Below are 22,228 nucleotides of genomic sequence, written 5' to 3'. Positions count from 1 at the left end.
CACCGGGGGTTGAGCACGCGCGTGCGACGTCTAGCGCAGAACCGCCAGCGTCGCCTGGGTCGAGGCCGTGTTCAGTTCGGCCCGGTTCACGGGATAGCTGTCTTGCGGCTCGGCGCTCGGATAGGCGTCCGCCAGCAGCGCCAGCGCCTCGCGGATGCGGGCTGCAGCCTCGGGCAGCTCGCTCTCGATCATCGCCTCATGCTCGTCAAAGGCGGTCTTGCCGGCATGATAGAAGCCATAGCCATCAAGATACGGGCCGTAAGCCGGATTGTCCTGGGCGATCCGGTACATGTCCACGGCGCGGTCGATCTGGTCCGCGGCGATGCCGGCGGCGATGCGAGCCTCGGACGCGCCATTGTCGGGCGCTGAGGTCATGGCTTCGCGCAGCCTGGCGATGATGGCGTCCGTTCGCTCCACGATCTCTTCATGGCTGGCGTCATTGAAGACCGCCGCGGAGGCATCCAGGAACAGATCCTCGAACGGCTCCACGCCCAGCTCGCGGAAGGTGTCTTCCATGTCAAACAGGACTTCGCTGGCCGGGTGGGCGAACATCTCGCCCGCCGCATCAATCTCGCCGACAGCGTGGGCGTCGCGCGCCGCGATCACATGAGCCTCGGCCACGGCCAGCGCCGAGCCATAGACCACCGGATCTTCAGACGCATCCTCGACGACGATGCCGCCCTCGCCTTCGCCGGTCACGCCGGGCGGCGGCGCCGCCTGATCGGTCTCGGGCGCGGCGTGACTGTCCGCCGCAGCGTGCTGGGCCGATGCTGCGGTCTCGCTGTCGGAGGCCGGATTGCAGGCGGAGACGAGCCCCCCGGTGAGCACGAGGCCCAGCCCCATGGCCGTGACGCGTTTGAACTGCTGTTTCATGCGAACCCCTGTTCACCCAGATATTGGAAGGATACAGTAGAAACTGCAAATCACTCGCAGGAAGTCAACATGCATCTGACAATCGGTAGCATTCTGAGTGCAGAAAGCCTGACCGAAGCCCAGGCCTTGCTCGAACAGCTCCGCTGGCAGGATGGCGCCCGGACCGCCGGTCCTGTCGCGCGCGAGGTCAAACGCAATCGGCAAGCTGATCTCAGCTCCGTCGCCGGCAAGAAATTGCGCACCCTGCTGGAGACGACGCTGCAGACCCATCCGGTCTTCACCGCCGCGGCCCGGCCCCGGCGGTTCTCACGATTGCTGGTGAGCGAGACCTCGGATGGCGGCGAATACGGCGCGCATGTCGACAATCCCTTTATGGGCCGTGGTGAGGACCGCATGCGGACCGATGTCTCCTTCACCCTGTTCCTGTCCGATCCGGAGAGCTATGAGGGCGGCGAGCTGGTCATCGACCAGGCCGGAGCCACGCAGGCGGTGAAAGGTCAGGCGGGCGACATTTTCGTCTACCCGTCCACCTATCTGCACGCCGTCACGCCAGTGACGAAGGGCGTTCGCCGGGTCTGCGTGGGCTGGGTGGAAAGCGAAATCCCGGACGCCGGGGATCGCGAACTGCTCTTTGATCTCGAGAATCTTCACGCCAGCCTGAGCGCGCAATACGGACCGCATTCGCCTGAAATGCTGACCGTGTCCAAGCTCTACGCCAACCTCACCCGTCGTCTGGCGCGGTGATCAGGCCGGCACCAGGAAGCGACGCAGGGGTTCGACCTTGTCCGGCAGACAGCCGCAGCAGGGCTCGGGATCCAGGGTCTGGGCGAGCAGGCGCGCCTCTTCCAGCGCCCGCGCCAGCATGGCGCGGCCGCCGGATCGGGCGGCCAGCCCCATGGCCTCGGTCTGCTCGCGGATGCGCCAGGCCCCGGTCGAGGCGTTAAAGGCATAGAGCGGCAGGAACTTTGCGCCATGCTCGGCGACAAAGCGCACCGCTTCGATCAGGTAGTCGATCTCGGCCTCATCCATCACCCAGTGCAGGCTGAGCCGGCACCAGCCCGGACGCAGTCCGGCATAGCCTGACAGCACCGCCTCGCGATGCGCGCCCGTCGTCGCCTCGTCCAGATTGAGCAGATGGTGCGCATAGGGCCCGGCGCAGGAACACCCGGCGCGCGCCTGAACGCCGAACAGGTCATTGAGCAAAGTCGCCACAAAGCGCGGATGCAGGGTTCCGCGCTCTCCTGCGGCGATATTGAAAGAGACGATGCCGATGCGGCTCTCCGGCGCCTGCGGCCCCAGGATCTCTATGCCGTCACAGTCTTTCCAGGCGGCGAAGGCGCGCTGGAGTGCGCGCTGCTCGCGCGCCTCGATCTCGTCATACCCCAGATCCGCCAGAGCCTTCAGCGACAGCGCCGCGCGCATCATCTGCATCACGCCGGGCGTGCCGGCGCGTTCGCGCGCTGTGATGTCACTGATGAAGTCATGATGGTCAGGCGTCACATAGGTCACCGTACCGCCGCCCGGCAGGGTCGGCGGCAGGTCGGTGCGGTAGAGCGCGCTCCTGAACGCCAGGATTCCGCACCCCCCAGGCCCGCCAATGAATTTATGGGGCGAGAAATAGACCGCATCCGGCGCTGCATCGGCGCCGTCCGCCGGGTTCATGTCGATAGGCAGATAGGGTGCGCTGGCGGCGCAATCGAGGCACAGGATTGCTCCGTGCCCATGCAGCAGCCGGGCCAGCCGCGGCACATCCGTCCGCACCCCGGTGACGTTGGACGCGGCGGAGAATGCGCCGATCTTGCGCCGACCCGCATATGCCGGATCGCGGAGCGCGCGCTCGAGCTGGCCGAAATCAATCCCGCCCGCTTCATCAAGGCCGATACGGACAATCTCGGCGCGGCTCTCACGCCAGGTCAGTTCGTTGGAATGATGCTCATACGGGCCGACGAACACCACCGGCGCGCGGGCGCGCATCTCCTGCTCCACGCGCGCCGCCTCGGCCTCGCCCAGAATCTCGACAATCCGCTCATGATTGGCGGCGCGTGTGGCCGGCGCCTCGAACACGCCCAGGATCTGCTGCAGATGCGCCACCGCCCCCGTTGCGCCTGAACCGCACGCGAGCACGATAGCGTCCTCACCCGCATTCAGGGCCTCCTTGATCAGGGCTTCCGCCCGATTCAGCCAGCCCGTCGACTCTCGTCCAGTGGCGCTGTCATCCGTATGCGGATTGGCGTACATGGCCTGGAAGCGCTCGAGCTCGGCCTCGATCCGGCGATCTCCGCGCCCGGAGGCTGCATAATCAGCGTATACCAGAGGCTTGAGACCAAACGGCGTGCGCAGAACGCCATCCCCGCCAATCAGGGCGGCGCGCGTCTCAGCAATCAGATCTGGGCGGGTCGAACTCGTCATTCCAGGGGCCTTTCTACTGCCCCCATCAAACGCCAATTTCCATAGTGATAATCGCCAATTTCGCCCCTATAATGGCGGAATCCTGGAGAAAAACACTCAAAGGGGCCAAAATGGCGACGCTTGACGACTACGACAAGAAACTCCTGCGCCTGATGCAGGAAGACGCGAACCGGACAGTCCAGGACTATGCGGACGCCATCGGGTTGAGCGCCACTCCCACCGCCCGCCGGATCCGGCGCCTGACCGAAGAGGGGGTGATCCACAAACAGGTCACCTTGCTGGATCCCGACGCCCTGGGGCTGAAGACCACCCTGTTCATATTCATCAAGACCAGTCGCCACGATGCAGACTGGCTGGACGCGTTTTCAAAAGGCGTCCGACGCATGCCCGAAGTGGTGGAGTTCTATCGCATGGGCGGGGATGTGGATTATCTTCTGAAGATCATGCTGCCCGAGATTTCCGACTATGACGCGGTCTACAAGCGCCTGATCTCCATCGCGCCGCTGTCTGACGTGTCGGCCTCCTTCGCCATGGAAGCGCTCAAGAACACGACCGAGCTGCCGCTCTGAAGCGAGAATGCGCCACGAAAGAGGGCGGGCCCCAGGGCCCGCCCTCTTGCTGTTCGCCGCAAGGCGGCTATTGCCCCAGACTCAGCGGATAGCGCAGCTGGAAGCGGGCCGAGTTCGCCTCGAAATCCTCCTGCCCGATGCCGGACACGCCGACCGACAGCTCGAACACCGCGCCATTGCTCAGCGTGGCGGCGACGCCAATCTCACCATCGGCGCGCAGATCGGACTCGCTGTTCATGAACGCCCCGGTCTCGCTCAGAAGCTCGGCCGGCTGATAATCCCAAACGGCCCGAAGCTTGGAACGCAGCTCCCAACGCGCGCCCGACGCGCGTTCCTGACGCCAGACCAGTTCCGGACCTGCCGCAAGGCGGCCCAGCGCGATGCTCTGGCTCGGAATGACAAAGCCCAGGCTGTCTGTATAGCCGTCCTGGGTTTCCTCGAAATGGGTCAGCGTGGCTTGCGGACGCACCAGGAATGCGCCGCGCCCATACTCACCGGTCAGGTTGGCCTGGAGCATCCAGCGATCCGTCTCGAACTCATCCTCGTAAAGGCCGAGCGGATTGACGGTGTTGGAGCTCGTTCCATAGAGGGCGAGACCGTCAAGGATGACGCTGTCCGCCACGCGCCAGACCACGTACGGGCCAGCCATCCAGCCTTCGCCGTCAACACGGGCGCCCGTGATCGCACCCGCCTCTTCAAAGACCTCCTGAGCGGTCTCGTCCATCCAGTCCATCTGGACCATGGCGCCGACCAACAGTGCGTCCGACACGGCCCAGTCGAGGCCCAGTTGCGCCACACCGAAATCGCTTTCCGCGCGTTCACCGGCCCGGTTGTCTGAAACGCCTGACAGTTCAGCCGACAGCCACACGTCCAGGCGGCCCACATCGTCACGCATGGAGGACGGCATGCCCGGCGCATCGGAGTGACGCGCCTTGGCCTGGTTACGAGCCCCGGCCAGAGAGGCGGTCAGGGACATGGTGTAGCGCCCCTGATCGACATTGGCCGCATACTGCCCTGCGCCCATGGACTCCCGCGCGCTCAAACGCGTGGACAGGTCCGGCGCGGCGTCAATCAGACGATCCGCCCGGCGCAGCATGAAGTTGCGGATCGCCCGCTGGGTGGCCAGCTGCACCGCTGCTTCATCTCTCACATTCTCGAAAGTGCAGACCAGGTTCTCTTCCGGATCCAGGTCGATCTGGATCGTGCCCGTCGCGAGATCCACCTGCGAGCCTCCATCGAGATCACCCGCGCAGCTGATGGACTCGACGCGCCATCCGGCCGGCGACGTCTGCTGAAGGCTGACCTGTGCGCTGTTGAGCTCGACTGAAGTCGATTGCGCATAGCCGTTCACGGTCGTCAGGGTCAGTCCGTCAAACTGGGACAGGCTGGAGGCATAGGTGAAGTCCGCATCGCCGGAGACGCCTGACGGCGTGGTCGAGACAATCTGCAGCGAGCCTTTCTGGCTGACCAGCATCAGGTTCACGGGAATGCGCGCCAGCACGGTTTCCTGAACCGCCTGAACGCCCGCGCGTCCCGCGCTCGCGCCACCGGAGACGCCTTCACGGACCACGGTCACCGTGCCCGTATAATCGCCCGCTTCCAGAGCCGCCGCCTGATCGTTCACGGTGACCGTGAACTCAACGGATGCGCCGGCCGGAATGACGCCCTGGGCCGGAGTGACGGTGAGCCAGCCTACGTCTGCACTGGCGCTGAAGCGCACGTCGGTAACGCCGGGATTGCTGACCGAACTCTGCACCTGGGCGCCCACAGGCGAGGTGACATCGATATTGACCTCGACATCGATCTCGTCTTGCTGGCTGACCGCCTCGACGCTCAGTTCGCCCGCATCGCTGGGATTGCCCAGCAGGTCCTCAACCGCGCCCGCCGCAACCGTCATGGTGATGACGCCAAAGGTCTGGGGCTGGATCGCAACCCTGAAGCTCCGGGTGTCGATGCGGCTCAGATTGCTGGCCTCGCCATTGGTCACGGCAAGATCAGACAGCGCCAGATCGGTCACGTCCTCATCAAAGGCGATCGTCAGCGTGAAGGGGCCGACAACCTCGTCGCTCAATGCGGTCAGGGTGGCTGCCGGACCGGAATTGTCGAGCTCGATGCGCGATTCATCGGTGTTCGTCGGACCTTCGCCCGCGAACGCATTTCCCCAGACATCCACTATCGAGGACGGCGTCACGAGCTGCAGCTGGACCTCGCCGTCGAGATCGGCCAAGTTTCCGCCGCTCGCTGTCACCGTATAGGTCCGGCCTGAGCCTGAAACGGAGAGGCTCACGCCGCTCGCGCCGGCCAGAGTGAAGCCCGAGGCGTCAACGCCCGTCACATCCTCATCAAACTCGACAGTCCAGCTCAGCGTGTCGTCGGCCGTGCGCAGATCCGTACCCGCCACGACATTGCGCAGCACGGGCGCCTCGCCATCTGCGGCAAGGGTCAGGGTCGAACTTGCGGGATTGGCATTGCCGGCCGCGTCGATCACGCTGCCCGCCTTCACCTGGACCGAGACCGGGCTGTTGCTCTGGGCCGCCAGAACCAGCGTGTATTCGGAGGGGCTGACTTCGGTCAGCTCTTCAAGGCTCGCATTGGTGAGCGTGACGCCCGTGCGGCCGAACCGCCTCACATCCTCGCTGAAGCGGACCGTGACAGTCACGGCTGCGCCCACAGACGCCTTTTCCGAACTCAGGGTCGCGACCGGAGCAGTGTTGTCGATCCGGATCTGGGATTGATCCGGGCCGCTGGGCGCGCCGCCTTCATAGGCATTGCCGGAAAGGTCCAGGATCGCATCCGGGTCAGAAATCGACAGGGCGATGACGCCGTCAAAATCCGCCAGCGATCCTCCGGACGCCGTGACCTGATAGGACGCGCCCGAGCCTGAAACAGACAGGTTCGCATTCGTGCCCCCGGAGAGCGAGAAGACATCTCGCGTCACCCCGGTCACCTCTTCAGAGAAGGTGACGTTCCAGTAGACAATATCCAGCGCCGTCACCGAGCCCACGCCGCTCTGGATTCCGGACAGGCCGGGACCCGATGTGTCGGTCTCGAAGGTCAGGGTGTCCGATGCGAGGCTCTCATTGCCCAGCGCATCCGTCACTGCCCCAGCCGCCAGTGACACGGTCAGCTCGCCACGGCCGCCCGGGGTGATCTCGACGGTGAACTCCGTTTCGGACACAGTCCGCAAGGCGTTCACGCTGGCGTTGGTCAGCACGAAGTCGGACAGCTGAAGACCCGTCGCGGGTTCATCAAACGCGACCGTCACCGTGAAGGGCTCACTGGCGTCGCCGGTCAGATCCGAACTGAGGGTCGCAACCGGGCCGGTATTGTCCAGAAGATAGGTCTCGGCGCTCGACGGCGCGCCGCCGTCAAGATCATTGCCGGCCAGGTCGACAATGGTCGGGTTGGGCAGCTCAAGCCCCACCACGCCGTCATATCCGGCCAGGTCGCCGCCGCTCACCGTGACCTGATAGACCCTCCCCGAACCGGAGATGGCGCTTACGGAAGCCGTCGAGCCGGTCACCGCGAAATCGGTTACATCCACACGCCGGACCGCTTCGCTGAACTCCAGCACCCAGGTCAGGGCGTTCACATTGGTGCGTTCATCGGTGGGTGACGCCCGGCTGACCAGATCCAGGGTCGGCGCGGTGAAATCCGTCGGCGCCACATCATCGGTGGTGATGGTGCCGGTCCCGGTGGCGTCCCCGATCGTCGCGTTCGACGGGTTGGAGAGCGTCAGGATCACCGTTTCGTCAGGCTCGATCGTCGCATCGCTGGTGACGGTCACGGACACGGTCTGGGTGGTGACGGACGGGTTGAAGGTCAGCGTGCCCGTGGCCGCGGTGTAATCGCTTCCCGCCGTCGCCGTCCCGTCCGATGTGGCGTAATCCACCGTGATGGTCTGGGACGAGGCCGGCGCCATCGTCACGGTAAAGGTCAGGGTCGCCGTGCCGGCATCGCCTTCCAGAACGCTGGGGTCATCCACGCTCAGCGAGGGCTGGGTCACGGTCAGGGTGGCGGACGCCGTGCCTGAATTGCCCAGATTGGAGGTCAGATTACCCGTCGTGTTCGCCTTGGCGCCGGTCGTGCTGGCGGTGACATCCACCGACACCGTACAGCTCGCGCCGGCCGAAACGGTGCCGCCTGTATAGGCCAGCGAGTTCGCGCCATTGGTCGCCGTCAGCGTGCCCCCCGTACAGGTGGTGCTGGCGTTTGGCGTGGTCGCCACGGTCACGCCGGCCGGCAGGTTGTTGCTGAAATCAAGCGAGGTGGCGGCCACGCCGATCGCGGAGTTGTCGATGGTGAAGGTCGCCGTCGAGGTTCCGCCGGTCAGCACGGAAGCCGGGGCGAACGCCATGGAAAAGCCGGGCACGGCCGTGGCCTTGGAGACCGTATCCGCCGAGCTCTGATTGGTGACGTTGCCGGCGCCGTCCGTCAGGGTCGCAGTCAGGGTCAGCGTGCCGTCCGGCAGGCTCGACACGTTGACGGTCACGTCCTGCGTCGCCGTGGTGATGGTTCCCGTGCCGGTCACCGGCGTGCCCCCGCCCGAAGAGCTGATCGAATAGGCGTAGGTCGTCCCGGTCTCGGCAGTCGTGAACCGGATATCGTTCGAGGTTTCGTTGGCCTGCGTGATCAGACCGGCCTGGAACGCCACGTTGAAGGCGGCGGGCGCCGTATTGTCGACGGTATGCGTAGCGCCGGACGTGTAGGCGTTCGGGCCGCTATTGCCCACTGCATCCTGGATATTGGTGGCCGCATCAAGATCAAGCCGGATCGTGCCGTCGCCGCTGATGGTGTTCACGGTCACGGTGACCGTGGTTCCGGTCGCCGAAGAGACGGACGCGATCGTCCCGGCCGCGGTGCCGGTCGTGGTCAGCGAGAAGTCATCGGTCGAAATGTTCTGGGCGGCCTCCGAGAAGGTCACCGTGAAGTCCACGCTGGTCGCATTGCCGGCGGGCGAGCCCGCCACCACGATGGAGTTCACCTGCGGCGGCTGGGCCTCCTTGGTCGCGGTGTCCGTCGCCGCCGAACCCGCATTGCCCGCGCCATCAGTCAGCGTGACGGACAGCGTCAGCGTGCCGTCACCCAGGCCACTGACATCAATGCCCGAAATCTGATCCGTCGCCGTGGAGATCGTCCCCGACCCGGTCACGTTCGCGCCGCCGCCAGACGAAGAAATCGTATAGTTGTAGTTGGCAGCGACTTCAGCCCCGGCAAAGGTGAAACTGGTCGCGGTCTGGTTCCCCGCATTCACCGGATCGTCATCCAGCGTCACCGAATAGCCCGCCGGCGCCGTGTTATCGAGGGTATAGGTCTCGTCCGTGGCGGGCTCGGTGTTGGGCAGGGCGTTGCCGGCCGCATCCGTAATGGTGGGCGCGGCGGCGTAGTTGAGCCCCACAGTCCCGTTATAGCTGGCGAGATCGCCGCCAGACACGGTGATGGCGATGCTGGTTCCGCTGGCGGCCGACACGCTCTGAACCGTCGCCGTCGTCCCGGTGACCGCAAAATCGGAGGTGTCCACGCCGCTCACGGATTCGGAGTAATTGGCGGTGAACACCAGAGAATCCGAGGACGTGGTCGCGCCGGCGGGGGTGGTGCGCACGAACGAGGTGGTCGACGGCGCCGTGCCGTCCCGGGTGAACACTTCACGCACGCCGGTCGGCGTCGTGCTGGAGAGCGCGTTGCCGGCAATGTCGGTGATGCCATGCCCGCCATTCAGGGTGATGGAGAAATCCCCATCGCCCGACAAGGTTCCGAGCTGCACATTGATCAGGGTCGGGCTGCTGGTTCCATAGCTTGATACCGAGCCCGCCGCCGTCCCCGACACATTCTGGAACGCATAGTCCGCCTGGCTGGAACCGGCGATCGCCTCGGAATACGTCACCCGGAAAGCCGCATTCGCCGCCGACGCGCTGATCGTCTGCCCGGTGGGCGAGAGTCGGGTGATCGAAGTGATATCCGGCGCTGTGGTGTCGATCGTGATCGACAGCGCGCTGGACGCCGAGGATGTATTGCCAACAGCGTCTGTCGCCGTCGCGGTGATCGTGTGCGCCCCCGACGCCAGCGCCGAGCCCGCCGTGTAGGACCAGTTGCCAGAACCGTCCGCCGTGGTGGTCCCCAGCGTGCCGCCGACCGACGAGATCACCGTCACGGTCGCATTGGCTTCGGCCGTCCCTGTAAAGGTCGGCGTCGTGTCATTGGTGATATCGTCTGTGCTGCTGGAGCCCGTATCCGACCCTGCCGTCAGGTCCGGCGTGGAGGGCGCGGAAGGCGCTGTATTGTCCAGCGTATAACTCTCATTGGCCCCGGTCGGGGTGGTGTTGGTCAATGCATTGCCCGCTGGCGTATCGGAAATGTTCTGACCGCCTGCAAAGCCGAGGCTGACCGTGCCGGTAAAGCTGGCCAGATCGCCGCCTGACACCGTGACGTCATAGATCGACGTGCTTTGTGCGGAGACTCCGGTCGCCGCACCGGACGTGCCGCTGGCGGTGAAGTCGCTCGTATCCACATTCTGGACCGGCTCGTCAAAGGTGACGCGGAAGACAAGGGAGTCAGCACTCGTCGTGGCTGTCGCCGGCGTCTGCCGCACGATGGAACTGACCCGCGGCGCAGTCGCATCAGCGGCGGACGGCGCGTCAAAAGCAAGGGTATCAAAGAAGCCGTTATCAAAACCGTTTGCTGACGTGCCGGTGATGATCACGTAATTGACGTCATTGAAGCCGGCGTCCGTCATCGTCAGGGTCTGGCTGCCGATGCTGGCGTTGAAGGTCTGACTGGCGACCTGGGCATTGCTGACATCATAGCCGCGCACCTGAAGCGTGACCGCAGAGACCGTGTTCACGAAATAGAAGGCATTGAAATCGAACTCATCGCCGGAATAGTCGATCCGGAGAGTCTCGTTCTGGGTGGCCCCCAGGCTTGCAATGGCGTCGGTGCCGCCGTCACCATCATTGCCGTCCCCGATTACCGGAGAGCCGCTGAAGGTGAAGGTGAAGCTCGAGTCTGCATAAGGGTTCGCGATCAGCTGCCCGCCATTGGCGAAAGCAGCAGCATCAAATGTCACAGTTGTAGGGCTGCCCAGATCCTGCGCCTGCGCAGTGAACGAAGCGGCGGCGAGCAGTGCGGACGCACAGACGGCGCGCGCAAGTTTGGTGAAAAATCCGGTCATGATCCCCCAGCGCGCGAGTGCGCGCCCCTGTCTGATGCTGGCGATTGCAGCCTACAGCCAGTTGGCGATCTTGAAAATCCCCCTTGGGGGGAGCTTTTTGGCGCCTAAAACTTCGGTTTACGGATTTGTTTTAATGGAATATTTACCCTTCTTGCCGCCTCGATAACCGAATTCACCGAACAAGATGGAAAAGTTAGGGTTGCAACTCGAGCGTTTCAATCGGTTGTGCTTGCCCGAGCGCGTTCAATCCAGATCAAGGTCGACGTCAGCGTCCTCATCCCGACGCTGACGCTCATGTTCGAGCCCCATGCCCACCGCAATGCCCGCGCCGGCGGCGTCGCGCGGGGTCACCTTCGGACGCGTGCCGCGCATCAGGAACTTGTACAACGCCCAAGGCGCCAGAACAGCGCCCGCAGCGAGGGACGCGAACACTCCCCAGCCCGGCAATCCAACCGGCTCGATCTGGAGCAGGACGGCCAGAAGAACGATCAGCAAGGCGCCGGACAGGATCAGCGCGAGAAGGCGGGTGAAGAATCTGGACATGACGCCAGACTAACGCGGTTAACGCAAAATGGCTTCACTTTTCGATGTGCGCAATCGCGGATCAGGCGCTTTGTTTCGCGTCCGCCTGATAGGTCAGCGCCAGGAAGACATCCTCAAGATCCGGCTCTTCGGTGCGCAGATCGGCGATCCGCTGGCCCGAGGCGCGATAGGTCTCGATCATGTCCGCCACCGAGGCTTCGCCGAAGCGATAGGTGATGGCCAGAGAGCCGTCAGGGCGGATCACCGCCTCCTGCTGTTCAAAGCCTGCCGGGACGGCCTTGAGGGGCTCCACCGGCTCGATCACCAGGGTCTTCTTGTCCATGCGCTTGAGAAGATCCGCCTTGGGCTCGCACGCGACCACTTCGCCATGATTGACGATAGCGATCTGGTCGCACAGCTCCTGCGCTTCCTCGAGATAGTGCGTGGTCAGAACAATTGTGACGCCGAGCTTGTTGAGCTCGACCACATAATCCCAGAGCTGGCGGCGCAGCTCGATATCCACGCCGGCTGTTGGTTCATCAAGCACCAGCACAGGCGGGTTGTGCACCAGCGCCTTGCCCACCAGAAGGCGGCGCTTCATCCCGCCCGAGAGCTGACGCACATAGGCGTTGCGCTTGTCCTCGAGCCCCAGCGCGGCGAGGATTTCCTCGGTCCGGCGCTCGGCTTTCGGCACGCCGTAAAAGCCCGCCATCAGCTCCAGCGTCTCATAGGGCGTGAAGAACACGTCCATGTTCAGCTCTTGCGGCACCACGCCGATCGCGGCGCGGGCGCGGCGCGGATCCTTGTCGATATCCACGCCCCAGATCTTCGCCGTGCCGGCGGACTTGGTCACCAGGCCCGCAAAGATATTGATGAAGGTGGATTTGCCCGCCCCGTTCGGCCCCAGAAGCCCGAAGATCGAGCCGCGCGGTATCTGCAGGTCCACCCCCTTGAGCGCCTCTTTCGCAGGCGCGCCCTTGCCGCCGGGATAGGTCTTCTTCAGGCCATAGGCTTCAAGGGCGAATTCGGGCTGGGCGTGTGACATGGGCGGGCTCACGGTCTGCAAGCGGAACGGGAGGAGAGCGCGTGCGCAATTGACGCCTGCACACAGCGCGTCTTAAGACGGAGCGGACCCTAGCGGCGTGCGCGGGCCTCGTCCATGTCGCAACGCCGTCTATCTTCTTCAACCGGACCCTCTTTACAGACCGGCAGAGCGCATCATGACCGACACCAACGCCTCCTCCCTGCCCGCCCCCGAAGTGATCGTGGTCGACCAGAAGCGCGTCATGTGCGACGGCGGCGGCGGCGCTCTGGGCCATCCGCGCACCTGGTATGAAATGGGCGACGAGGATTTCGTCGAGTGCGGCTATTGCGACCGTCGCTTCGTGCTGCGCGGTTCGAAAGCTGACCCCAAGGCGTAAGCCCTTTTCTCAAATGTCATGGCGATATTCCGGTTTCGATTGATCCCGGAAGCGCCCTCCCTATACCTGTGTGAAAGACCGCAAAGGGGGGAGCGCGATGAGCCAGGCGAACACGTCGGTTATGCGTCAACGGATCGGACTGATCACAGGCCTTGTGATCGCGGTGGGATTGCAACTCCTGCCCGTGCCCGAAGGACTGGACCGGTCCGCCTGGCTGCTGGCCAGTCTGGCCCTGATGATGGGCGCCTGGTGGGCCAGTGAAGCCATTCCCATCGCGGCGACCGCGCTTGTCCCGCTGGCGCTGTTTCCCGTCTTTGGCATCCTCGGGATGCGCGACGCCTCCGCCCCTTATGCCGACCCCATCGTCATGTTGCTGCTGGGCGGATTTATCGTCGCCCTCGCCATCGAGCGGTGGAATCTGCACACCCGCATCGCGCTCAATATCGTCGCCGCCTTTGGCTCGCGCCCCGCGCTGATGATGCTCGGTTTCATGACCGCCACCGCGATCCTCTCGATGTGGATCTCAAATACTGCGACCACGCTCATGATGATCCCGATCGCCCTCAAGGTGGCTGACGCGCTCAAGGATGAAGGCGTGGACGCCAGCCAGTTCGCCCCGGCGCTGGCGCTCGCTGTCGCCTATTCGGCGTCGGTCGGTGGGATCATGACGCCGGTCGGCACGCCCACAAACCTGATCGCCATGGGCTTCATGCAGCGCGAATACGGCTCGGTCATCAGCTTTCCCCAATGGATGATGCTCGGCCTGCCCGCCGCCCTTCTGATCATCCCGTCCATGTGGCTGATCCTCACCAAATGGGTGTTCCGGGTCGATGGCCACGCCCCCAATGAGGCCGGGCGCGAGATCATCCTCCAGCACAAGGCGGAACTGGGCCGCATGACCACGCCCGAGCTGCGGGTCGCGCTGGCCTTTGGCGTGGTGGCCATCTTGTGGATGGGCCGGGTGCTGCCCGGTTTTCTGATCGGCCAGCCCGATATCAGCTTTGGCTGGAATCCCCTGCTGGCCTGGATCAGCACCCAGCTTGAATTTCCGATCACGCTGAGCCTGGGCAATGCCCAGATCGCGATGGCGGGCGCGCTCGCCATGTTCCTGATCCCCGCCGGCGGCAAGTCCGGCAAGGGTCAGGCCCTGATGGACTGGGAGAGCGCCAAGCGGCTGCCTTGGGAAGTGATCCTCTTGTTCGGCGGCGGCCTGTCACTGGCCGCGGCCATTCAGGCGACAGGGCTCGCGGAATGGATCGGCTCACACCTTGAGTGGGTGGCCAGCCTGCCCCTGCCGCTGACCGTTCTGATCCTCGCCTTCATCGTGGTGTTCCTGACCGAGCTGACCTCGAACGTCGCGACGATCTCGGGCTTCCTGCCGGTGCTGGGCGCGGTCGCCATCTCGGCCGGCGTGCCGCCCGAACACCTGATCGTGCCCGTGGCCCTGTCGGCGAGCTGCGCCTTCATGCTGCCGGTCGCCACCGCGCCCAACGCCATTGTCTACGCGTCTGGCGCGGCCAGCATGACCCAGATGATCAAGGCCGGCTTCCGCATCAATCTGGTCGCCGCGCCTCTGATCGCGCTGGTGAGCAGCCTGATTAGTGGGGTGGCGTTTCCGGGTTAGGGTGGGGCTTCCGATTGCCCCCTCACCCGACGCCGCCTAGGTTAGCGCTCCCTCGCTGAACTGCCGCCGGAGCGCTGTCATGGCCGTCACTCGTCCTGTTGATTCTTCCAGCCATGTCTATCTGGTGGACGGGTCGGGCTATATCTTTCGCGCCTATCACGCCCTGCCGCCGCTGACCCGGTCGGACGGCACGCCCGTGGGCGCGGTTCAGGGCTTCTGCAACATGCTGTGGAAGCTGCTCGAAGACCTCAAAGGCGAGGACCAGCCGACGCACCTGGCGGTGATTTTCGACCATTCGTCGAAAACCTTCCGCAACGAGATCTATGACCAGTACAAGGCGCACCGGCCCGAGCCGCCTGAAGATCTGGTCCCGCAGTTTACGCTGATCCGTGAGGCCACCCAGGCGTTCGAGCTGCCCTGCATCGAGATGGAGGGTTATGAGGCCGACGATCTGATCGCGACCTATGCCCGCCTCGCCGCCGAGAAGGGCGCGCGCGTCACCGTGGCGAGCTCTGACAAGGATCTGATGCAACTGGTCAATGACCAGATCACGCTGCTCGATCCCATGAAGTCCAAGCGCATCGGCCATGACGAGGTGATCGAGAAGTTCGGCGTCGCGCCCGACAAGGTGATCGAGGTGCAGGCGCTGGCGGGCGACAGCGTGGACAATGTGCCGGGCGTGCCGGGCATCGGCATCAAGACCGCCGCCCAGCTGATCACCGAATATGGCGATCTCGAAGCGCTGCTGGAGCGCGCCGAGGAGATCAAGCAGCCCAAGCGCCGCGAGAAGCTGATTGAGCATGCCGAGAACGCCCGGATCTCACGCCAGCTCGTGACCCTGAAACCCGATGTTCCGATTACGGATGAGCTCGACGTCTTCGGCACGGCGGACCCTGACGCCGAAAAGCTCGTGGGCTTTCTCAAATCCATGGAATTCCGCACCCTGACCCGCCGGGTCGAGGAAGGGCTGGGCGGCCCGGTCGCCGATGAAACCGGCGACGCCACCGCCCCCGTGGACCGCTCCAAATACGAAACCGTCCAGACCGTCGAGGCGCTGGACAAATGGATCGAGAAGGCCAAACGCGCCCGCGTCATCGCCGTGGATGTGGAGACCGACGCCCTTTCCGCTGTCGCTTCACGGCTTGTGGGCGTGTCGCTCGCCACCGCGCCCAACGAGGCGTGCTATATCCCGCTCGGCCATGAAGGCGGCGATCTCGCCGATGGCGGCATGAAGCCCGACCAGATCGACGAGAGCGAAGCGCTCGGACGGCTCAAGGCGATCCTGGAGAACGACGCCATCCTGAAGGTCGGTCAGAACTTCAAGTACGATCTGGCGGTGTTCCAGCGGTATGGCGTCCGCGTCGCGCCCTATGACGACACCATGCTGATCAGCTATGTGCAGGCGGCGGGCCTGCATAACCATGGCATGGACGAGCTCGCGGAGCGCCATCTCGGACACACGTGCATCTCGTTCAAGGAGGTGTGCGGCACAGGCAAGTCCCAGAAGCGCTTCTCCGAGATCGATCTCAAGACCGCCACCGAATACGCCGCCGAGGACGCCGACATCACCCTGCGCCTGTGGGAGCTCTTAAAGGCCGGCCTTGCAGGCAAGGGTCTGTCCACTGTCTACGAGACGCTGGAACGCCCGCTGCCGCAGGTTCTGACCGATATGGAGCTCGCGGGGGTGAAGGTGGATGTGGCCCAGCTCTCGCGTCTGTCGTCGGACTTCGCGCAGAAAATGGCCGAGGCCGAAGAGACCGCCCATAAGCTGGCGGGAACAAAGTTCAATCTGGGCAGCCCCAAGCAGATCGGGGAAATCCTGTTTGGCGAGATGGGCCTGCCCGGCGGCAAGAAAACCAAGTCCGGCGCCTGGTCGACCGACGCCGCCGTGCTCGACGAGCTGGCCGCCCAGGGCCATGACCTGCCCAAGGCGCTTCTGACCTGGCGGCAATTCTCCAAGCTCAAATCCACCTATTCGGACGCCCTGAAAGACGCGATCAATCCGAACACAGGCCGGGTCCATACCAGCTTTTCGCTGGCCGCAACCACCACCGGACGCCTGTCGAGCTCGGAACCCAATCTTCAGAACATCCCCATACGGACAGAGGAAGGCCGCAAGATCCGCGAAGCCTTCACCGCCGAGCCCGGCCATGTCATCGTCGCGGCCGACTATTCCCAGATCGAGTTGCGGCTGCTGGCCCATATCGCGGATGTGGAAGCGCTCAAACAGGCCTTCCGCGAGGGCCAGGACATTCACGCCCTGACGGCGTCCGAAATGTTCGGCGTGCCGCTCGAGAACATGGACCCGACCACGCGCCGGAACGCCAAGGCGATCAATTTCGGCATCATCTACGGCATTTCCGCCTTCGGCCTCGCCAACAATCTCGGCATCGGGCGCGATGAGGCAAAAAGCTATATCGACAGCTATTTCAAGAAGTTCCCGGGCATCAAGGACTATATGGACGCCATGAAGGACGAGGCGAAGGCCAAGGGCTGCGTGAGCACCATCTTCGGCCGCCGCATCCATCTGCCCGGCATCAAGGACAAGAACCCGTCCGTGCGTCAGTTCACGGAACGTCAGGCGATCAATGCTCCCATTCAGGGCGCGGCCGCGGACATCATCCGCCGCGCCATGGTGCGCATGCCGGGCGCGCTCAGCGATGCGGGCCTGAAGACCCGCATGCTGCTGCAGGTGCACGATGAACTGGTGTTTGAAGCGCCCGAGAGCGAGGCCGATCAGGTCATCAGGCTGGTCACCGAAGTGATGAGCACCGCCGCCCTGCCCGCCCAGAACCTGTCCGTGCCGCTGGAAGTGGAAGCCAAGGCCGCCAGCACCTGGGGCCAGGCGCACTAGATCAGCTCAGGCGCAGCGCTTCGCCCGGTCGCAGGGTCAAGACCTCAACGCCGGTCGCGGTGACGGCGACCGTGTGCTCGAACTGGGCGGAAAGCTTTCCATCCCGGGTGACGACCGTCCAGTCATCGTCCTCGGTATAGACGTGTCGGCTGCCCTGATTGAGCATGGGCTCGATTGTGAAGACCATGCCTTCCCGCAAGCGCATGCCGGAGCCGGGCTTGCCATAGTGCAGCACCGACGGCTCTTCATGCATCTCGCGCCCGATGCCGTGACCGCAATACTCGCGCACCACCGAATAGCCGGTCTTCTTGGCGTGCCGTGAAATCGCGTGGCCGACATCCCCGAGATGCGCGCCGGGCCGCACCGCGGCGATGCCCTTCCACATGGCGGCTTCGGTCGCCTTCACCAGACGCCGGGCGGCGGCGGACGGCGTTCCGATCATGTAGGTCTTGCTGGAATCGGCGATAAAGCCGTTCTTTTCCAACGTGATGTCGAGATTGAGGATGTCGCCGTCCCGGATGATCGTCCCGGCATCCGGCATGCCATGGCAGACCACGCTGTTGAGCGAACAGTTCAACACATACTGATAGCCATACTGGCCCAGGCTGGCCGGGCGCGCCTCAAGCGTGTCGACAATGAACCGCTCCACGCAATCATTGACCGCCAGCGTGCTCATCCCTTCGAGCGTCAGCCCGTCCAGCATTTCAAAGACCGACGCCAGAAGCCGTCCCGAATGACGCATCAGCGCGAGCTCGTCCGCTGTCTTGACCATGTCAGGCGACGCTCCGACGCGTCAGATCCAGTTCGGCGGCCTCATACTGCATCCGCACGATCTCGTTGAAGGTCAGGGTGGGATGAGCTTCGGCCAACATGCCGATCTTCAGCCAGAATTCCGCCTGCGCATTGATGGACCGGCACATGGCCTTGCTGCCGCGGCGGATATCTTCGTGCAGCTCATCATCAATTTTCACAATGCCCATCACTAGCCCTCGCGCGAATATATGAAACATATATGTTTCGTATATTCTCTGAAGCGCCGCCGTGCAAGCCCTAGCGCAGCGGATCGAGCGCGCCGCCGACGCTGGTATTGACGCGGAACCAGCCGGGGATGGCGTAGCGGGTCGCCAGCGACCGGCGCACCTCGTGCGGGATGACTTCGGACAGCATCAGCACCAGCCCGCCGCCTTCCGGCTCCAGCTCCGCCACAGGCGGCACGTCATCAAGCCGGCTCATATCCGGGCGACCGTGTTCATCCAGCGGTGCATGCTCCCACACAGCCAGCTGGCCGCCATCCGCGCTTGCCCAGTCTCTGTTCAGATACGCCACCATGGACACCACACGCGCGCGTTCGGCCCGGCGCCCGGCAAAGGCGCCTGCGCTGGCGGTGGGCAGGGTGAAGGCGTCCATATGGCGCGCGTAAAACCCGCCCGGCGGATAGACGGCGAAGTGCGCCTCGAATTCGAACAGGCCCAGGAACAGGCGGCGGTTCATCGCGATGCGCAGGGCGTCCGCGCCTTCCATGAAGCGCTGCTGCGCCGCGCTGGCGCCATCAAGCCAGGCGATATGGGTCTTGCGGATGGACAGCGCCTTCGTCTCGTTCTGCGCCCGCCCGACCCGCCCCATATGGGTCTCGCCCGCCTCTTCCAGCGCTTCAGCTTCCAGACGCAGGGCCGCGACCAGCTCGGGATCAAGCGCAGCGGGCGCATGGGCCCAGCCGCGCGTTTCCAGATCCGCAAGCAGGCTGGCGGTCAGATTGTCAGAGAAGAATGGCTTCGGGCAGACGACAGCGTCCAAATCCGGCGGCTCCGTTCAAAAGGTGCGCGCTTTTGAACCCGGAACCCCGTCTTGGCAAGTCAATTCTGAAAGCTGCAGCCTAGCCCAGAAGAAGCGCATGAAGCGCCGCAACGCTCTCGGCATAGGCCGGGGCCTTCGCCCGGACGGGCGCGCGCAGGGCGACGCCGCCAAAGCCGATAAAGCTGTCCGCCGCGCCCTTGTCGAAGGCCTCGTAATCGGTCATCCCATCGCCGACCATGATGGCCAGCGGCTTGCCGAACAGGGTCTTGAGAGAGGCCACGACCGGCGCCTTTCCGCCCGAACGCGACAGCGGATTCTGGCGATCGTATCCGATAACCTCATCCCCCTCATAGACGAACCGGTTGGCGCGGATTTCGCCATTGGCGAAGCCGAGATCGGAGAGCGCAGGCTCGACCAGGTCCACAAATCCGCCCGACACCGCCGCCACGTCATTACCGCGCGTGCGCAGGGCGTTCAGAAGCTCGACCATGCCCTCTGTCAGCTGGGTCCGAAGCCGCTCCCGCGCGGCCTCGACCGCCGGGCGCGTCAGTCCGGCGATCGCCAGACGCTGTTCAAGCGAGCTTCTGAAATCGAGCTGGCCGGCCATGCCCTGATCGGTCAGCGCCTTCAGTCGCGCCGTCCGCTCCGCGCCATCAGGCGCGCTCGAGAGCGCATGCTCGACGGCGAAGTCGAGGCTCTCGACCTTCAACAGCGTGGAATCCACGTCAAAGACAATCAGCCGGCTCATCTTGCCCTCGTGCTTGCAAGGCCAGCGATGTACGGCAAGCGCGCCGGACTGGCCAGAGCCGGGCGGCAGAAAGCGGTGGAAGAGTGCGGCGCAATCGTGTCGCCACAGCAGCGGACTTCGCTTATGAAGGCGCGATGACCCAGACCCGCTTTGACATTTTCCTCGCCTGCCCGCCCGGGCTTGAATCCGCCCTGGCCAGCGAGCTGGCCGAGAACGGTTTCGCCAAATGCCGCCCCGAACAGGGCGGCGTCACCATCAAGGGCGGCTGGGCGGAGGTCTGGCGGGCGAACCTCCAGATCCGGGGCGCCACACGGGTGCTGGCGGTGCTGGACCGGTTCAAGTGTCAGCATCTGAACCAGCTTGAGCAGCTGGCGCGCCAGACGCCCTGGCCAGAGCTTTTTCATGCGGGCACGCCGGTCAAGGTCGAGGCGAGTTGCCGCAAGTCGCGAATCTATCATGACGGCGCCGCCGCCGAGCGCGTGGCGAACGCCATCGCCCGTACGGCGCTGGTGGCGATCCGCGACGATGCGGAGATCACCGTGCGCGTACGCATTGATCATGACGTGGTGACCCTGAGCGTGGATTCCTCTGGCGAGCCCTTGCACAAGCGCGGATACAAGCAGGCCGTCGCCAAGGCGCCCCTGCGCGAGACAATGGCGGCGCTCCTGCTGCGCGAGATGGGCTATGACGGCCGCGCACCGCTGCTGGATCCGGTGTGCGGCTCGGGAACCTTCGTGATCGAGGCCGCCCAGCTGGCGGCGGGGCTGGCGCCCGGACGCGCGCGCGGCTTCGCCTTTGAACGCTTCGCCAGTTTTGACCGCGACGCCTTCATGGCGTTGCGCAACCGCGCGCCCCATGCCCGCTCAGACGCGCCCTGTTTCGGCTTTGACCGCGACCCCGGCGCCGTACGCATGGCGAAAGAGAACGCCGAACGGGCTGAAGTGTCTGACCGTGTCACGTTCAGCGAAAGAGGTCTGAAAGACCTCAAGCGTCCCGATTGCGCGCCCGGCTGGGTGGTCGCCAATCCGCCCTATGGCGCCCGGGTCGGAGACAAGTCCGCCGTCTTCGGGGTCTACAAGACCTTTGGCGCGGTGATGCGCGACCAGTTCAGCGGCTGGCGCGCCGCCTTCATCACCACCGATGAGAAGATGGCGAAGGCGACCGGGCTCGCCTTTGAACGGACGAGCGCGCCCATCGACCATGGCGGCCTGAAGATCCGTCTCCACGTGACCGGGGAATTGAAATAGCGCTATTGCGCCGCGTAGACCGCGCGCGCCAGGGCGCTCTCGACGATCGGACGCAGGGCCTTGGCCAGCGCCTCATACCCCTCCGCCGAAGCCGGTTTCTGGATCAGGCAGGCGACATTGGCGAAGGTATCAAGCTCGGGGTGGGTGGACCGGTCTCCGCTGAAGACGATGATCGGGATTTCCCGCAAGACATCGTCAGACAACATCCACTCAATGAGTGTGGCGCCTGACCCGTCTGCAAGCTTGAGGTCCACCATCACGCAAGCAATGTCGGTGCTCTGCTCGAGTTGAGCGCGGGCGTTATGCAGGGAGTCCACTTGCGAAACCTGCCCGCCATAGGGCAGATCTGACAGATAGCGTCCGACCAGAAAAGCGTCTTGCGGATCATCTTCCACCAGCAAGAGCCGGGGCGTGTAATGTGTCATTCCATCACCCCTTTTCATTCCCACGACGGGTTATAAAGGACAATACACGCTATCCGCGCACGCCTATGCTTGCGTGTCAACCTTTGATTAATATTAACAATTCGGATTCAGTTTTTACACTCACCCAGGCGCCACACCCGCTGCGCTGTCATGATTGAACTTGTCCGCAGAGCAAGTTAAACAGAGCGCCCTATCAGGCACCCATAGCTCAGCTGGATAGAGCGCTGCCCTCCGAAGGCAGAGGTCTGAGGTTCGAATCCTCATGGGTGCGCCATTTTCCCGGAATATTCTCGTTGAATGTGCGGACGGGCGTTCGCCCAATCGAGCCCTCGAGGCGCGGCGTCAGAGCGCTTTCGCTTGTCCGGGGACGTATTTGCAAGCGCTCGCGGGCTCGCGGACCCACCCCGCGTACCCGCCCGACCCTGTCCCGAGCCTGAAATCCGGCCCGCCCCGCGCCGCCGGAGTTGTTGAAATTGTGCAGGTGCGGTAAACCCTGTGACAGGCACAGCGTGAGGGGGATCAGATGCGCGTAGCGATGATCGGGACTGGATATGTGGGTCTGGTTTCGGGGGCG

The 22,228-nt window shown here is 64.3% G+C and carries 16 protein-coding genes and 1 tRNA gene; 7 read left to right on the top strand and 10 right to left on the bottom strand.

All coding sequences use genetic code 11. The features are described from left to right. Nucleotides 1–30: 30 nt before the first annotated feature. Nucleotides 31–873, bottom strand: coding sequence for a hypothetical protein (locus tag B2Z70_RS03900; RefSeq protein WP_292981227.1), 843 nt, complete (start codon nucleotides 871–873; stop codon nucleotides 31–33). Nucleotides 874–942: 69 nt separating this feature from the next. On the opposite strand from B2Z70_RS03900, the gene B2Z70_RS03895 reads away from it, so the two are divergent. Further along, nucleotides 943–1,617, top strand: a complete 675-nt coding sequence (locus tag B2Z70_RS03895) for a Fe2+-dependent dioxygenase (protein ID WP_292981224.1) — start codon at nucleotides 943–945, stop codon at nucleotides 1,615–1,617. On the opposite strand, the gene B2Z70_RS03890 is transcribed toward B2Z70_RS03895, so the two are convergent. Beyond that, nucleotides 1,618–3,282 (bottom strand): aminotransferase class V-fold PLP-dependent enzyme, encoded by a 1,665-nt coding sequence (locus B2Z70_RS03890; protein ID WP_292981221.1) that lies wholly within the window; start codon nucleotides 3,280–3,282, stop codon nucleotides 1,618–1,620. It lies immediately after the preceding gene. 110 nt (nucleotides 3,283–3,392) lie between these two features. Between B2Z70_RS03890 and B2Z70_RS03885 the strand changes: the two genes are divergently transcribed. Next, nucleotides 3,393–3,851 (top strand): Lrp/AsnC family transcriptional regulator, encoded by a 459-nt coding sequence (locus B2Z70_RS03885; RefSeq protein WP_009802706.1) that lies wholly within the window; start codon nucleotides 3,393–3,395, stop codon nucleotides 3,849–3,851. A gap of 67 nt (nucleotides 3,852–3,918) precedes the next feature. Here B2Z70_RS03885 and B2Z70_RS03880 read toward each other — a convergent pair whose 3' ends face one another. The 3 genes from B2Z70_RS03880 to B2Z70_RS03870 all read right to left on the bottom strand — a co-directional run bounded on the left by B2Z70_RS03880 (nucleotide 3,919) and on the right by B2Z70_RS03870 (nucleotide 12,586). Further along, nucleotides 3,919–11,019: a DUF7933 domain-containing protein gene (locus tag B2Z70_RS03880; RefSeq protein WP_292981217.1), complete on the bottom strand. Its 7,101-nt coding sequence runs from the start codon at nucleotides 11,017–11,019 to the stop codon at nucleotides 3,919–3,921. A gap of 243 nt (nucleotides 11,020–11,262) precedes the next feature. After that, nucleotides 11,263–11,562, bottom strand: coding sequence for a hypothetical protein (locus B2Z70_RS03875; protein ID WP_292981214.1), 300 nt, complete (start codon nucleotides 11,560–11,562; stop codon nucleotides 11,263–11,265). A gap of 61 nt (nucleotides 11,563–11,623) precedes the next feature. Then, nucleotides 11,624–12,586, bottom strand: a complete 963-nt coding sequence (locus tag B2Z70_RS03870; RefSeq protein ID WP_292981211.1) for an ABC transporter ATP-binding protein — start codon at nucleotides 12,584–12,586, stop codon at nucleotides 11,624–11,626. A gap of 175 nt (nucleotides 12,587–12,761) precedes the next feature. On the opposite strand from B2Z70_RS03870, the gene B2Z70_RS03865 reads away from it, so the two are divergent. The 3 genes from B2Z70_RS03865 (at nucleotide 12,762) to polA (ending at nucleotide 17,440) form a co-directional block, all read left to right on the top strand. After that, the gene (locus B2Z70_RS03865; protein WP_009802701.1) at nucleotides 12,762–12,962 is read left to right on the top strand and encodes a zinc-finger domain-containing protein; all 201 of its coding nucleotides are present in this window, start codon (nucleotides 12,762–12,764) and stop codon (nucleotides 12,960–12,962) included. Between the two features lie 97 nt (nucleotides 12,963–13,059). Next, a complete protein-coding gene (locus tag B2Z70_RS03860) occupies nucleotides 13,060–14,586 on the top strand; it encodes an SLC13 family permease (RefSeq protein WP_292981206.1) in 1,527 nt (508 codons plus the stop codon). A gap of 79 nt (nucleotides 14,587–14,665) precedes the next feature. Next, nucleotides 14,666–17,440: a DNA polymerase I gene (gene polA, locus B2Z70_RS03855; RefSeq protein WP_292981203.1), complete on the top strand. Its 2,775-nt coding sequence runs from the start codon at nucleotides 14,666–14,668 to the stop codon at nucleotides 17,438–17,440. A gap of 1 nt (nucleotide 17,441) precedes the next feature. Here polA and map read toward each other — a convergent pair whose 3' ends face one another. The 4 genes from map to B2Z70_RS03835 all read right to left on the bottom strand — a co-directional run bounded on the left by map (nucleotide 17,442) and on the right by B2Z70_RS03835 (nucleotide 19,982). Next, entirely contained in the window at nucleotides 17,442–18,212 is a 771-nt protein-coding gene (map, locus tag B2Z70_RS03850) for a type I methionyl aminopeptidase (protein WP_009802698.1), read from the bottom strand. A gap of 1 nt (nucleotide 18,213) precedes the next feature. Continuing rightward, nucleotides 18,214–18,420, bottom strand: a complete 207-nt coding sequence (locus tag B2Z70_RS03845; RefSeq protein WP_009802697.1) for a ParD-like family protein — start codon at nucleotides 18,418–18,420, stop codon at nucleotides 18,214–18,216. A 70-nt stretch (nucleotides 18,421–18,490) separates the two neighbouring features. Further along, on the bottom strand, nucleotides 18,491–19,234 hold the full coding sequence (locus B2Z70_RS03840; RefSeq protein ID WP_292981197.1) for a 2OG-Fe(II) oxygenase: 744 nt from the start codon (nucleotides 19,232–19,234) through the stop codon (nucleotides 18,491–18,493). A 79-nt stretch (nucleotides 19,235–19,313) separates the two neighbouring features. After that, complete coding sequence (locus B2Z70_RS03835; protein WP_292981194.1) at nucleotides 19,314–19,982, bottom strand: HAD-IB family phosphatase; 669 nt, start codon at nucleotides 19,980–19,982, stop codon at nucleotides 19,314–19,316. Nucleotides 19,983–20,116: 134 nt separating this feature from the next. Between B2Z70_RS03835 and B2Z70_RS03830 the strand changes: the two genes are divergently transcribed. Continuing rightward, nucleotides 20,117–21,229 (top strand): THUMP domain-containing class I SAM-dependent RNA methyltransferase, encoded by a 1,113-nt coding sequence (locus B2Z70_RS03830; RefSeq protein ID WP_292981191.1) that lies wholly within the window; start codon nucleotides 20,117–20,119, stop codon nucleotides 21,227–21,229. 2 nt (nucleotides 21,230–21,231) lie between these two features. On the opposite strand, the gene B2Z70_RS03825 is transcribed toward B2Z70_RS03830, so the two are convergent. Continuing rightward, the gene (locus B2Z70_RS03825) at nucleotides 21,232–21,654 is read right to left on the bottom strand and encodes a response regulator (RefSeq protein ID WP_009802693.1); all 423 of its coding nucleotides are present in this window, start codon (nucleotides 21,652–21,654) and stop codon (nucleotides 21,232–21,234) included. 197 nt (nucleotides 21,655–21,851) lie between these two features. On the opposite strand from B2Z70_RS03825, the gene B2Z70_RS03820 reads away from it, so the two are divergent. Continuing rightward, a tRNA-Arg gene (locus B2Z70_RS03820) sits at nucleotides 21,852–21,928 on the top strand. Nucleotides 21,929–22,228: the final 300 nt, after the last annotated feature.

The organism is Oceanicaulis sp. UBA6590 (assembly GCF_002433705.1).
GTDB lineage: Bacteria > Pseudomonadota > Alphaproteobacteria > Caulobacterales > Maricaulaceae > Oceanicaulis.
This window is presented reverse-complemented; position numbering and strand designations above follow the sequence as displayed.

Bases quoted from the DNA above. Each gene is read 5' to 3' on its own strand.
- B2Z70_RS03885 (WP_009802706.1), top strand. From the start codon at position 3,393: ATGGCGACGCTTGACGACTACGACAAGAAACTCCTGCGCCTGATGCAG.
- B2Z70_RS03895 (WP_292981224.1), top strand. From the start codon at position 943: ATGCATCTGACAATCGGTAGCATTCTGAGTGCAGAAAGCCTGACCGAA.
- B2Z70_RS03835 (WP_292981194.1), bottom strand. From the start codon at position 19,982: ATGAGCCGGCTGATTGTCTTTGACGTGGATTCCACGCTGTTGAAGGTC.
- B2Z70_RS03890 (WP_292981221.1), bottom strand. From the start codon at position 3,282: ATGACGAGTTCGACCCGCCCAGATCTGATTGCTGAGACGCGCGCCGCC.
- B2Z70_RS03900 (WP_292981227.1), bottom strand. From the start codon at position 873: ATGAAACAGCAGTTCAAACGCGTCACGGCCATGGGGCTGGGCCTCGTG.
- B2Z70_RS03845 (WP_009802697.1), bottom strand. From the start codon at position 18,420: ATGGGCATTGTGAAAATTGATGATGAGCTGCACGAAGATATCCGCCGC.
- polA (WP_292981203.1), top strand. From the start codon at position 14,666: ATGGCCGTCACTCGTCCTGTTGATTCTTCCAGCCATGTCTATCTGGTG.
- map (WP_009802698.1), bottom strand. From the start codon at position 18,212: ATGGTCAAGACAGCGGACGAGCTCGCGCTGATGCGTCATTCGGGACGG.
- B2Z70_RS03830 (WP_292981191.1), top strand. From the start codon at position 20,117: ATGACCCAGACCCGCTTTGACATTTTCCTCGCCTGCCCGCCCGGGCTT.
- B2Z70_RS03870 (WP_292981211.1), bottom strand. From the start codon at position 12,586: ATGTCACACGCCCAGCCCGAATTCGCCCTTGAAGCCTATGGCCTGAAG.
- B2Z70_RS03860 (WP_292981206.1), top strand. From the start codon at position 13,060: ATGAGCCAGGCGAACACGTCGGTTATGCGTCAACGGATCGGACTGATC.
- B2Z70_RS03875 (WP_292981214.1), bottom strand. From the start codon at position 11,562: ATGTCCAGATTCTTCACCCGCCTTCTCGCGCTGATCCTGTCCGGCGCC.
- B2Z70_RS03865 (WP_009802701.1), top strand. From the start codon at position 12,762: ATGACCGACACCAACGCCTCCTCCCTGCCCGCCCCCGAAGTGATCGTG.
- B2Z70_RS03825 (WP_009802693.1), bottom strand. From the start codon at position 21,654: ATGACACATTACACGCCCCGGCTCTTGCTGGTGGAAGATGATCCGCAA.
- B2Z70_RS03880 (WP_292981217.1), bottom strand. From the start codon at position 11,019: ATGACCGGATTTTTCACCAAACTTGCGCGCGCCGTCTGTGCGTCCGCA.